The sequence below is a fragment of the Streptomyces sp. NPDC086023 genome, from assembly GCF_044540325.1.
In the GTDB taxonomy this organism is placed as follows: Bacteria; Actinomycetota; Actinomycetes; order Streptomycetales; family Streptomycetaceae; genus Streptomyces.
Genome location: NZ_JBITRX010000045.1, coordinates 1 through 11,964, shown reverse-complemented (window position 1 = coordinate 11,964; position 11,964 = coordinate 1). Strand labels below are relative to the sequence as shown.

The following is an 11,964-nucleotide window of genomic DNA, read 5'->3' as shown; positions in this document are numbered from 1 at the left end:
CCCGCGGAGCGGGTCCCACAGCGCTGCGCGCTGTGCCAGCGAACCGCCTCGCTACGCTCGGCGGGGCTCGGCTTCGCCGAGCCAGGGCCGGCCCTTCGGTCCGGAGTCCTTCGCTTCGCTTCGGACTGTTCGGGTTCCGCTTCGCTACATCCGAACAAGGCCCGCTTCGCGGGCCCAGGAACCCCGTGCTACGCACGGGAAGTGACCTCGTTTCACGAGGTCCGGTTCTTCTGGCCGTTGGGGTGTCCGCTTCGCTCCCACCCCGACCTTTCCGGCTTCGCCTCCAAGCTCCCGGGCCCGCTTCGCGAGCCAGGCCAGCAGCAGTCGGGGGCGATCACCCGCCGGCGTCCTTGGATCCGTCCATCGGAGTCCAAGGTTCAGGCGGGTAGGCATTCCGCGGTTTGGGGTCCGTGGATGCCACGAGTTCAGCCATCCTAGAGAGCCGGTACCAGTACTCAGGGCTATCACCATCACCCAGCTCGGCAAGGATCTCTCCGAGCTGGGATCCACGCCAGTGCAAGACCCGATAACTCCGCACGTCCAGGGCGCCAGCATTACTGAGCCAGGTATGCACACACCCCGCGATGTCCGCGTCAACCATGACAAGATCGAAACCTGCCCGATCCTCACCTGCCAGACCAACGGGGAAGGGGGCAGGTCTGTGTTCATCCCACAGCGAGCTCACGGCGGCTATGAGATCTGATTCGTGATTCATCCTCTCGATCATGACCGAACCCGCTGAAGAAGCGCCCGTCATTTATCCGGCCTCGCCTCCCCAAGATCTACCACTCCGCCTCCAGGCTGGCCTGCCCGAGGGCGGCGCAAGGAATCGAGCGATCCCGGGCGGTTGGGTCCGGCTGCAGAACGCCATCACGTGCAGAACTGCCGACTGCGCCAGCCTGGGACTTCAGCAGAGAGGAAGAGAGCAGGAGTCCCGGCCCATCTTGCTGCTTCATTCCGATATGCAGCTAGATACTGGATCCGGGCACTACTTCCAGACCCGAGTGATGCTTGGGGCTCTTGCCCTCCGAGCGATGTCGGCGAGGAAGGCACACCGGGTGGTGTGACAGCCATTCAGGGCGCTACCGGTAGTGGGCAGTTCCACCGTAGGACATGCCCAGTGCCACGGTGAGCTGTTTGACGTCGAGTTCGTCGGCGAGGGTGAGCAGCCGTGTGGAGCGCAGGATGCGCGGGAGGAGGCCGACCGGGACAAGGCTGTCACGGATGTGGGCTCCTCCGGCCGGGCCAGTGGTGACTCTGGTGAGCCGGGTGACCAGTACGTGCGGATTCTGCGTGTGCAGGGCGCTTCGGTGTGCGAGACAGCCTTCCAGAGCCTGCCACGTGGCGTTGTCGAGGGCGAGGTCGACGCTGCGCCCGGGGAAACGGACCGTTCGGGAGGCCATGCTGATGTGGTCGAGGGTGAGGTGGCGGAGTTCGGTAGTGGTGGCAGCGTGCAGGAGAGCCGCCAGGCCGATGAATGCCTCATACGGCAGGACATCCTTGCCGGCACTCCAGCGGCGGTAGAGGGCACGCTGCTCGTCGAGAGTGAGGGTGGAGCCCCTGAAGCCACGTGGCTGGGGGGCCTCCACAGCCACGGCGGGATCGTGCAGCAGCAAGCCAGTGCGGTGGGCGTGGGCGAAGAACTGCCGCAGCCCCGCGAGCCAGGAAGCCCGGCGGGCAGGGTTGCGGGCCAGGAACGCTTCCAGGTCGGTGCCGTTCACGCCTGCCCAGGTGGTGAGTCCCTGCGCGTGGAGGTGGAGTGCCAGGTCCCGGATGGTGTCGAGGCGGATCTCGATGGTCTTGAGCTGATTCGGTCGCAGCCCGAGACGCTCAGCATCCTCTCGCTGGGCCACCAGCGCCTCGGCGAAGGCTCGTACGGCGGGGCGCAGCGGGGTCGGGACAGCCTGGATCCGGCGCTCGCGGCGAGCGGTTGCTCGTGCCTCCTCGGTGTCGGCGGGTGGGGCGAAGAGGCGGTGGGTGTGGAAAAAGTCGGCGAGCGGTCGTCTGAGCCAGAGAGTCGTTCGCTCCGCGGCGGCGAGCAGGGTGTCCGGGTCGGTGGACTCGGTATCGATGACGAGACGGGCTGTGTGAGTGAGGGCGTCCGCGGCATAGAAAGCATGACGGTGGGTCGCCAGATGCACGGCGAACGCGTCCCACCACGACGGCGTACGGAGCATCCGGCGGGACCAGCCGGCCGCCCGGGTCCGCACGGTGTGAGGCGACTGCTCATAACAGCGCTTGCACATGCCCCGCGCCCACTGGGACGGCACACCGCATCCCGAACAGGCCGCAGGCGGCTCCGCCCTCGCCGGATCGGAGCACGGACGGCACCACTGGGTCGCCGCATCGAGGATGCGCCGACGCCCGCACCGCTGACACGGGCCACGTCCGAATCCGCCCGCGGCCCGGCGCCGGCAAGCCGCGCACATCTCCTCCGCCGAGCGCCTGCCGCCCCCGCAGCCAGGACACGTCCGCAAGCACCAGGCGCACAGGCCGGATCCTGGCCGCAGCCGGCGCAGCTTCGTACAGCCTGGGCAACGACCCTGAACGACGCCAGGAACGGACGCTTCCATGCGATCTCGAATCCGCAAGGTAGAAGGAGGAGGCACAACGGACAGCCGCACAGTCACAGGGGCGGAAGGGACCGTCCACCAGTGGGCCGCAGCGGGCCAGGTACCGGCTGTCCGCCGCGTAGTCCCGCCAGTGCAGGTAATGGGGCCGGTGCCGCTGCCACGGGGCTCAGCACGAGGAGATCCCCGGGAGCGCACTCCAGCGCCGCGCACAGCGCAGCCAGGGTGGACAGCTTCACCTGGGACGGCTGCTTGGTGAACAGCGCGGACACCGAGGCCGGCGACAGGTCCAGCCCCGCCCTCTCGGCAAGCAGCCGGCGCAACTGGGTCCCGGTCCACACGCCGCGCTCCGCCGCGGCCATCCGCAGCCGCCACTCCACGCCTGGAGAGGCCAGGGCCTGGAGCGCTGGTCCTGATGAGGTCATGTCCGCGCCTCCCTTCGATCAGCCGGCCAACGCGCGGACAACAGAGTCTGTGGCGCGCTGCCAGGCATCCTCGACGAACTTCTGCGACGGCTTCACGTACGCCATCGTCGACGCGATATGCCGATGCCCGAGCAGCTGCTGGACCGCAATCAGGTCCATGCCGCGCTCGTACTGGTGCGTCGCACACGCCCGACGCAGCGCGTGCGGCGTGAACCGCTCGTCCCAGCCCACGCCCTCGAGATCGAGAAGGCGGGCCAGACGGTCCCGGACAGCCGCCGCCTTCATCGGCTGGCCATCGTCGTCGCAGAACAGCGGCGCGGTGGTGGGGAAAAGCGGCCGGACATCAGCGAGGTACCAGGCCAGGATCCTCTCCAGGCCCTCCAGCATCGGCGCCCACCGCGGCCTGGGCCCCGAAGTGTTCGCCGCCTTCCCGAATCGCACATGCAGCTTCCCCGACGGCCCGAGACCCGGATACACATCCGCCTGGTCCAGGCGCACCAGCTCGCTTACCCGCACTGCCGACAGGTAGGGCGTGCGCAGCATGGCGTAATCCCGCGCCGCGGCCCGGTAATCAGACGCGACCGCCACTTGAGAACGGACAAAGGAGAAGAACGCCTGCAGCCGCTCACGGCTTGGCGGCGGCCCCACCGCAGCATCGTCGCCGGCATGCCGCACACGATTGAACCGGTCCAGCCCGCCGTCACCGACGCCCACCCCGAACACGGCACAAACCTGAGCCCCATGCCGCTGCGCGACGAAGGCATGGAAGTCACGGAGCATCTGCAGATACTGCCGCCGTGTCCCCGCCGCCAGACCCGCCACCGCCAGAGCGTGGAGCATCTCATCCACGTCCTCGGCTTCCACAGCCCACACCGGACAGTCGAAGTGCCCCAGGACGCGGGCCAGGAGGGAGGTGTACCCACGGACGGTCGTCGGAGCGAACCCGCGCACCACCCACGACCTGGCGAACGCCTCAGCGCACCCGGCCTGGAACACCCACGGATCCGCCACGGCGTCCGGGCTGGCCAGACCGCCCTCCACGAGGCGCAACCCGCCCCGCTCACCCACGCTCACCCGCAACGCCCCAGAACTCGCCAGTTAAGGCAGCACCTGAACAACCATGCCGCCACCAACGAACCCAACGACCCACCGAAGGAAAAGCAACCGGTACCAGCGAAACAACCGGCTCATCCACACGTCTCTCGATTGAGCCATTGGGCTTCGTCCACGACCAGCGTACGCGGTTGCGCGGCCAGCGAGTCCAGGAGCAGCCGGTCGAACTCGGACGGGTGACGCGGAGGTTCGCCCGGCAAACCGAGCGCAGTGAAGAGCTCATGACGCACCGCACGGGCCGTGGGGCGGGCGCGGAAGGCGATCCGGCACACTTCCTCGCCTCGGGTCCGCTCGAGCTCACGCAGGCAGACGTTCACCGCCAGCGTCTTGCCGACGCCAGCCGGACCATGAAGGCACATCATCGCCCTGGCCTCGATCGTGTCGGCGATGTTCTCCCGTGCCGCCAAGAGCGCCCTGGTCGTGACGACCGCGGCGTCCGCGAGCTGGGTGTAGTGATCGGTCTCCCGCGGCGGCAGCTGGCTCGTCATCGCTTCTCCTAACCGGGGGCGGTGCGCAGGGATGCGGGGGTGTTCCAGTCGTCGGGCGGAGGAGCGGGCGGGATGAAGTCCGGCAGGGCCAAGGCGGCCATGTCGCTGTCGGCGGCTGCGTCGAGTTCACGAGCGGCTTCGGCCGCTGTGACGGCGCCCAGGCGCTGCGCGCGCGTGGGCGCCGTAGCCGGGGCGAAGCGCTGGCGACGCAGGGCCTCCGCCTTCTTCGCGTCCTCGCGCAGGCGACGGGCCCGCGCGGTACGGGTGCGGCGTAGCTCGTCGAGTTGCTCGGGCGTGGCGGCGTCGGCGAGGTGGGCGGTGCCGAGGTGGCGTCCGGATGGGTCGCAGACCTCGATCTCGTGGTCGTGGTGGGGCATGTGCCGGATCCTGACGGGGCGACCTGCCTGGCCGGCCATCCACGCGCCGAGGTAGTCCCGGCCGCGCCAGCGGACCCCGTGGCTGCTCAGTTTCCGGACCCGGCCGTCGTCCTCCAGCATCAGCCCCCACAAGGCGGGATCGGGGATGTCCGAGAGGGGTGTGGGGTCGGCCTGCCAGGCCTCGACAGGGGTCCGGCCGTTCAGGCCGGCCGGGCGGTGCTCGGTATTCCACCACCGTGCCCAGTCCAGGACCTCGGCAGTGAACTCGGCGAACGTCAGCGGCACCGGTTCCTCGGCATCGGGCTTCTTCTTGGTGCGTCGGGGCTTCGGAGTGAGCGTGTAGCCGGGCAGGACAGCGAAGAGCATGCCGTCGGCACACCGGTTGAGGTTCTCCACCGTGCCCTTCAAATGGGGGCTGTAGGCAGGCAGGTCCTCGCACTTGGTCTTCAGGTCGGTGAAGGCGGCCAGGACCGTCTTCGACAGGAAGTCCCGGCCGCGGTCGACGCGCACGTGCTCAGGGATGCCGCCCGCGGGCCCGTACGGGCCGGTGCGCAGCACCGCGGCGCGCAGGGCCGCGAGGATCGAGGCCCTGGACGGATGGCCGGGCGTGACCGCGGTCCCGGTGATGGTCTTCGTTGCGACGTCGATGAACCACGTCACCCACGGGCGCACCAGCTCCCCGTCCGCGTCGACGACAAGCGGCGCCTGGACGTGGTCGGCCTCCCAGGTCTGGTTCCGCCACTGCGCCGGGCGACGTCCGAACACGTCGTGGGCCCGGGCTGCCTCCGGCCCGCGGGCCAGACCCGCGCGTTCACCAGCGGTCAGGTCCCGGCGCACCGCGCGCAGGAACGTCGACAACGACGGCACCGGATCCAGTAGCGGGACCGCGTCCGTCGGCGCACCGCCCGGAACCACGAGGGCCGGCTCGCCGGCCGCCGTCCGGGCGCGGGCCATCAGCTGCCGGTGGACCGCCGAGGCGTTCCCCCGCCAGTACGCGAGCAGCACCCGTACCTCCGGCGTCACCTCGAACCGGTCCACCGACCGGGTACCCGGAACAGCCCCCGCGTCTGGATCGGCTTCGGCCTGCGCGAGCCATCGCCACACCGTCCGCTCCGACACCCCCAGACACTCCCCCGCAAGACGCACGTGCCCCCGCGACAGCCGTCCCCGGGCCCGCAGCCGCAACAACCGCTGCACGGCAGGGCCGCGTAACGCCGCGAGCGCCTGCCCCTGGAGCTCGGGCATCGGTTTTGACACGTCCAGCGGTGCCCCCGCCTCGGATGAGCTGATCATGGAACCGCCCTTTGCCGCCCGTCTTGGTCTCCCCGTTCCGATCCCGCCCCGCCGGGCGCTACGGGTAGGGGCCCAGCCGGGTACAGGCCTGCTCGATCAGCGCACGGTCCACCCGTACATCCCGGCCGCGCTTGGTCAGGGCGTAGACGTGGGAGGTGATCTTCGCCCAGGTACGGAAGTTGCCCCGCGCCACCGTCGCGTCCGCCGATCCCACGTCCGCCGGATCGGCGCCCTCCCACACGTCGTGGAACATCGCCAGCGTCTCCGCAAGCCGCTCCTGATCCAGGCCGGGGACCTGGTGCCAGGTCAGCACCCGAGACCGCAGCGCCGGTGCCCGCGCGATCACCCGCTCCGCACCCGCCCCGCACAACAACAGAGCGGCAGCGGTACCCGGCTCGTCCCACAGCAGCCGCAGGTAGTCCAGCAGCGGCGAGGACAAGCGCTGCGCGTCGTCGAGGAACAGCACCCCGGGTCGGCGCAGCGCCTCTCCGAGGGCACGGTCGGCCGGCTGCGCGCGATGAGACAGGGACCCCGCTGCCAGCCCCAACGCCTCCAGCAACGATGCACGCATCTGCGGCAGGCCCGGCTTCACGGCGTCTACCGCCCGCCACACCGGCACCCGATCAGGCAGCAGATGCAGCGCCTGCTGCAACGCCACCGTCTTCCCCACCCCCGGATCCCCGAACACACACCCAATCCCCCGCGCCGCCACCGTGTGCCCCACCGCCTCCACCACCGCAGCCACCTGGGCTGTCGACACCACCCGGGCCCCCGGCACGAACAACCGCACCCCACCCCGCGACGGACCTGTGCTCCCCTCCCTGCCCTCGCCCGTCCCGGGCTCCGATGGGGTCGCCAGTTCCGCGTCGACCACCGGCAGGCCGTCACCCGCCCGCTCAAGCTTCAGCTCGGCGAGGACCCGGTCATAGCGGCCGGCTTCGACCCGCTTCCGGGACGGCCTCGCCACCTCCAGTACCCGACCCGACTGCAGATCCCGGCGCACCACACGGTGCAGCGTTCCCAAAGACGGCACACTGCCCGGCGCGGACGAACCGTCGGCCGTCAGCCGCCTGTGCAACGCCGCGACGTTCCCGCCCACCTCGGTCAGGGTCGACCACTGCTCGTCATCCAGCGTGAACCCGTCCTGCCGCGGCACAGGCTCCAGGCGGCCCTCCCGCGCCTCGGACAACCATCGCCACACCGTCCGAACCGTCACCCCGGCAGCCTCCGCCATCACCCGCACATGCAGAGACGACACCGCCCCAGGCCCCTGGTCCACCGCCAACAACCGACGCACCACCACACCCCGCGCCAACCCGCCAGCCTCGCCCATACCCGCCAGCACACCCGGCGACCACGACAACGAACACAGGAATGGGCAAACCCATGACAGCCCTCCATCGCCGTGCTAGCCACCACATGGCAGCCACTTGGTCACTCAATGGCAGCCAAGATCACCAGCCCAAGACGACCGATGCCAAGAAGACCCCCAGCTACACAAGGCCCTCAACGCAACGAGCCCCCGCATACCCGCTGACGCCCAACCGCTGCCACCACCCCACCCACTCACAGCTTCGCAGGCCTGGGTGACCCCGTTTCACGGGGTCCGGTGGGTCCGCTTCGCTCCCCCACCCGGGTCCTTCTAGGTCCGCACTGGGCTCGCCTCCCCCCAACACACCCCCTACACCCACAAGATACAAACACCATACCCATCGCCAAACAAGGAGAAAAGGGATGCGCTACACGCGCCCAGCACTCGCCATCGCCACCACCCTCCTCACCCTCACCGGACTCGCAACCACCGCACACGCAGACGACCACGGCAAGGACAAAGGCGGCGGCAACCTCTGCGTCATCGAAGTCATCGGCAACCACAACACCGACGCCTGCGGCAACATCGAATACGGCAACAACGCCACCACCGGACAAGGGCACAGCCTGGTCACCGGACTCGGTGTGGTCTCAAGCCAACCACCCACCTACACCGTCATTAACAACACCGGCAGAGTGCTCCAGGTGAGTTGTATGTACTGCGCGGCGCCGTCAGGCATGACCATTCCAGCTGAACTTGGAACTGACTCTTCATCAAATTCATTTCAGGTCATGGCAACTCAATCCGGTTCAACCGCATACCTGACAGACAAGGCCACCGGCATCTACCTCGGCCAGGCATATTTCGTCACCCGCATCGGAAACGGAATCACCACACCGGCGTGTAGCACCTCTCCATACATCAGCTGCGACGGTTCCTTTACCTTCAGTAACACCGCACAAACCACCATCAACCTCACCCAGGCCCCGCCCTCGCTGAAAGGAAAGTAAGAAACTGGGCTGGCCGAGACCGAACTGAAGGAACACAAGTAAATGCGCTACACCCGCACCGCACTCGCAGCCACCACAGCGCTCCTCACTCTCACCGGACTCGCTGCCACCGCAAACGCCGAAGACCACCACGAAGACAACGGTAAAAGCAACCACCGCTGCATCATCAACGTCGTCGGCAACCACAATCACAACGCCTGCGAAAACATCAAATACGGCCACAACGCCACCACCGGAAACGGCCACAGCATCACCAACCTCGATTCCGTAGACTCGGCCCCCTGCGAATCTTCGCCGTGCCAGTACCCGTTCACGGGCAAAACGCGCACATTCCTGGTGCCGGAAGGTGTGAGATCGATCAACGTCGTCGTCGTCGGCGCTCCTGGGGCATCAGTATCAAACGCACCCGGCGGACAAGGGCAAATCATCACTGGGCAACTCAGTGTCAACCCGCTGGAAGTCCTCTACCTCAACGTCGGCGGCACCCCGACTACCAACACCGTCCCCGCAAGCAACCCCAATCCATGCGATACGGGCGTCGCCTGCATCGGAGGCTTCAACGGCGGCGGAGGCGGCGGGTACTTCGCCGCCGGCGGGGGCGGCGCCAGCGACATCCGCAACATCCAAAACCAAAGGCTCATCGTGGCCGGCGGCGGCGGCGGAGCAGGACACGCCAGCCAGGCATGCCCCGGCGGATTCCCCGGAGGCAACGCCGGCCACCCCACCGGAACCGCAGGCACCAGCACCAGCTGCGGAGCCAGCGCAACAGGAGGCGGCGGCGGAACACAGACTGCAGGCGGTACCGGCGGCACAGCACAACAGGCCGCAGGCAACGGGCAAACCGGCAGACTCTTCCTCGGCGGGCGAGCCGGCCTCAACCAAGCCGGCGGCGGAGGCGGCGGCTGGTACGGAGGCGGCGGCGGAGCAGCCCAGGTACCAGCCCAGGGCGACGACCCGAACCCCGGCCAACTCGGAGGCGGGGCCGGGGGCGGAGGCGGATCTTCCTACTACCCCACCGGATTCACCGCAGCCTCCTCCACCGCGACCACAGGAAGCATCACGCTGTCCTGGTAAAAACTCGCGCAGAATCCAGGCGAGACGTCGTGGGCGACCACAACACCGATGCCTGCGGCAGCATCAGCTACGGCGACAACGCCACCACCAATCACCAGGTCGTCATCGACGCCGACACCCGACTCGTCGTCGCAGTCGGCCGGCCACTGCCCGGCAACCGCAACGACTGCAAGGCGTGGGAGCTGTCCGGCGCAAAGGCCGCCGTCGGCGACACCACCGTCATCGCGGACGGCGGCTACCGGGGCACCGGCCTGGTCATCCCGCACCGCCGCGAACCCGGCCAGAGTGAACTCCCGGCCTGGAAAGAAGAACACAACACCTCTCACCGCAAGATCCGAGCCCGCGTCGAGCACTCCTTCGCCCGCATGAAGACCTGGAAGATCCTCCGGGACTGCCGCCTGAAGGGCGACGGCGTTCACCACGCCATGCTCGGCATCGCCCGCCTCCACAACCTCACCCTCGCCGGCTGATGGAAACACGCTGGTCACCCGGCATGCCGTAGATCATTTACGGGACAGCCCTTAGTCGAAGAGAAGAAGGCCCACTACATCGCCGTGGTCAAGGGCAACCACCCGACCCTGCAGACAGCACTGAAGAAGCTGCCCTGGCGGGACGTTCCCCTCCTGGCCAAGACCCGTGAGGCAGGTCGCGGCCGGGACGAGATCCGCCGGCTGAAGACCGCTACCGTCGGCGGACTCACCTTCCCGCACGCGGTCCAGGCCCTCCAGATCGTGCGCCGACGCCGTGATGTCCGCACCGGCCAGGTGACGCTCGAACGCGCCTACGCGGTCACCGGCCTGCAAGCCGGGCAGGCCACCCCCGCCCAGCTCGCCGCCGCCGTCCGCGGGCCCTGGCAGATCGAGGGCCCTGGCAGATCGAGGGCCCTGCACCACATCCGCGACACCACCCTCCACGAAGACGCCTGCCGGGTGCGTACCGGAAACCGTTCCACGAGCCCTGGCCACCTTCCGCAACCTCGCGATAGCCCTGGCCCACCTCGTCGGCTGGACCAACCACGCCCAAGCCGTAGATCACTACCAGTCACACCCCGACCACGCACTCGACCTCATCACGCCCACCAGCTGAGAACGCTTCAGCCCTGACCACCACACACCAACCAAAATACAACAACCACACCCACTAAAAAGAGGAAATCGAATGCGCTACACACGCACAGCACTCACCATCGCCACCACACTCCTCGACCTCACCACACTCGGCGGCACCACCGCACACGCCAACAACGAGAAAGACAAGGGCGAGAACGGTAAAAGCAACATCTGCTTCATCCACGTCGAAGGAAACCACAACCACAACGCCTGCGGCGACATCAAATACGGCGACAATGCCACCACCGGACAAGGGCACTCCGTAACCAGAGGGCAAGGTTCTCAGGGTAACGAGTGTGAAAGCAATCAGACGACAATTATCCTGAGGAACTCCGGTTCCGGAACTCTCACTTTGGATGCGCAATTCCTCAAGGGAAGTGGAGTCGATGGCATGGCCGGAACTTATTACCTGGCCAGCGATGCTTTCCCAGCCACCATTGCCCCCGGTCAGCAAGGCAGGGGGACGACTTGCGGGAATGTGTGGACCGACATTGCTCCGGATTTTTGGTCGAACTAGTCCTATGCCAACGGAGGGGCCGTAACGGTGGGCGTGAAAAACCTGGCATCATCGCCGGCCCCGCCCGACAATGATGTGCAAGCAGACGCTTCAGGGCCGGCATGTGTGGTGTATGCAGACCCGGTAAACGTCAACAATGGCGTTGCCGTCACATTCACCGCGTCCGACTCCACAACCGGATGCAGCTGACCACTGGCCTCAGTTTTTCAGCAGTCGCGATCGCTTGACCGCTCTCACTTCATCGCGGCGCAGCGCGTAAACGCACCGTAGCCGGCACGTTCCCCGAGGCCTGGACCAAGCCGTCCTCGCAAATTGCAGGGTGTTGGGTGAGGGAGTGGATATCCGGGCGGTGGATTCCGTGGCCCTTGTCGATCTCAAGGGGTCGGCGGTGGACATTGCGCAGGCCATTGGCCGGGCTTTGCGACAGAAACCCGGGCGGGGGAAAATGGCCACACTGATTGTACCGGTATTTTTGAAGGAGGACGAAAATCCGGAGGATATCCTCACCTCGAAATCGTACGGGCCTCTAATTGAAGTTTTGAATGGGCTGAGGGTCCATGACGAACGTGCCGTGGAAATACTGAGCCTTTTTCAACCTGGCAGTGATGCTGGGCTGTTGGGGGTCAAGGGCTGTACGGAACGACGAAGCTCCTGGTAGACGGGTTCTCGACCAAGA

At 67.4% G+C, this 11,964-nt stretch carries 10 protein-coding genes and 1 pseudogene; 5 read left to right on the top strand and 6 right to left on the bottom strand.

Going from position 1 to position 11,964, the window contains the following annotated elements; all coding sequences use genetic code 11:
- Positions 1-1,082: 1,082 nt before the first annotated feature.
- The 6 genes from ACIF6F_RS37860 to ACIF6F_RS37835 form a co-directional block, all read right to left on the bottom strand.
- Positions 1,083-2,141, bottom strand: a complete 1,059-nt coding sequence (locus ACIF6F_RS37860; protein ID WP_399958577.1) for an integrase — start codon at positions 2,139-2,141, stop codon at positions 1,083-1,085.
- A gap of 485 nt (positions 2,142-2,626) precedes the next feature.
- Positions 2,627-2,932 (bottom strand): helix-turn-helix domain-containing protein, encoded by a 306-nt coding sequence (locus ACIF6F_RS37855; protein WP_399958586.1) that lies wholly within the window; start codon positions 2,930-2,932, stop codon positions 2,627-2,629.
- 81 nt (positions 2,933-3,013) lie between these two features.
- Positions 3,014-3,946, bottom strand: coding sequence for a tyrosine-type recombinase/integrase (locus ACIF6F_RS37850; protein WP_399958583.1), 933 nt, complete (start codon positions 3,944-3,946; stop codon positions 3,014-3,016).
- Positions 3,947-4,182: 236 nt separating this feature from the next.
- Positions 4,183-4,596 carry an AAA family ATPase gene (locus tag ACIF6F_RS37845; protein ID WP_399958574.1) on the bottom strand — a complete coding sequence of 138 codons (414 nt, stop codon included), beginning with the start codon at positions 4,594-4,596 and terminating at the stop codon, positions 4,183-4,185.
- An 8-nt stretch (positions 4,597-4,604) separates the two neighbouring features.
- Positions 4,605-6,170: a Mu transposase C-terminal domain-containing protein gene (locus ACIF6F_RS37840; RefSeq protein WP_399958580.1), complete on the bottom strand. Its 1,566-nt coding sequence runs from the start codon at positions 6,168-6,170 to the stop codon at positions 4,605-4,607.
- 154 nt (positions 6,171-6,324) lie between these two features.
- Complete coding sequence (locus ACIF6F_RS37835; protein WP_399958571.1) at positions 6,325-7,599, bottom strand: AAA family ATPase; 1,275 nt, start codon at positions 7,597-7,599, stop codon at positions 6,325-6,327.
- A 401-nt stretch (positions 7,600-8,000) separates the two neighbouring features.
- Between ACIF6F_RS37835 and ACIF6F_RS37830 the strand changes: the two genes are divergently transcribed.
- The 5 genes and pseudogenes from ACIF6F_RS37830 (at position 8,001) to ACIF6F_RS37810 (ending at position 11,946) form a co-directional block, all read left to right on the top strand.
- A complete protein-coding gene (locus ACIF6F_RS37830; RefSeq protein ID WP_399958568.1) occupies positions 8,001-8,588 on the top strand; it encodes a hypothetical protein in 588 nt (195 codons plus the stop codon).
- A gap of 42 nt (positions 8,589-8,630) precedes the next feature.
- Complete coding sequence (locus tag ACIF6F_RS37825; RefSeq protein ID WP_399958565.1) at positions 8,631-9,662, top strand: glycine-rich protein; 1,032 nt, start codon at positions 8,631-8,633, stop codon at positions 9,660-9,662.
- 83 nt (positions 9,663-9,745) lie between these two features.
- A pseudogene (locus tag ACIF6F_RS37820) lies at positions 9,746-10,132 on the top strand (transposase); the annotation flags it as partial.
- A gap of 688 nt (positions 10,133-10,820) precedes the next feature.
- On the top strand, positions 10,821-11,288 hold the full coding sequence (locus ACIF6F_RS37815) for a hypothetical protein (RefSeq protein ID WP_399958562.1): 468 nt from the start codon (positions 10,821-10,823) through the stop codon (positions 11,286-11,288).
- 319 nt (positions 11,289-11,607) lie between these two features.
- Positions 11,608-11,946 carry a hypothetical protein gene (locus ACIF6F_RS37810; protein ID WP_399958559.1) on the top strand — a complete coding sequence of 113 codons (339 nt, stop codon included), beginning with the start codon at positions 11,608-11,610 and terminating at the stop codon, positions 11,944-11,946.
- The last annotated feature ends 18 nt before the right edge of the window (positions 11,947-11,964 follow it).

Coding starts and splice junctions, on each gene's coding strand:
- ACIF6F_RS37855 (WP_399958586.1), bottom strand. CDS start 2,932: ATGGCCGCGGCGGAGCGCGGCGTGTGGACCGGGACCCAGTTGCGCCGG.
- ACIF6F_RS37845 (WP_399958574.1), bottom strand. CDS start 4,596: ATGACGAGCCAGCTGCCGCCGCGGGAGACCGATCACTACACCCAGCTC.
- ACIF6F_RS37835 (WP_399958571.1), bottom strand. CDS start 7,599: ATGGGCGAGGCTGGCGGGTTGGCGCGGGGTGTGGTGGTGCGTCGGTTG.
- ACIF6F_RS37830 (WP_399958568.1), top strand. CDS start 8,001: ATGCGCTACACGCGCCCAGCACTCGCCATCGCCACCACCCTCCTCACC.
- ACIF6F_RS37825 (WP_399958565.1), top strand. CDS start 8,631: ATGCGCTACACCCGCACCGCACTCGCAGCCACCACAGCGCTCCTCACT.
- ACIF6F_RS37815 (WP_399958562.1), top strand. CDS start 10,821: ATGCGCTACACACGCACAGCACTCACCATCGCCACCACACTCCTCGAC.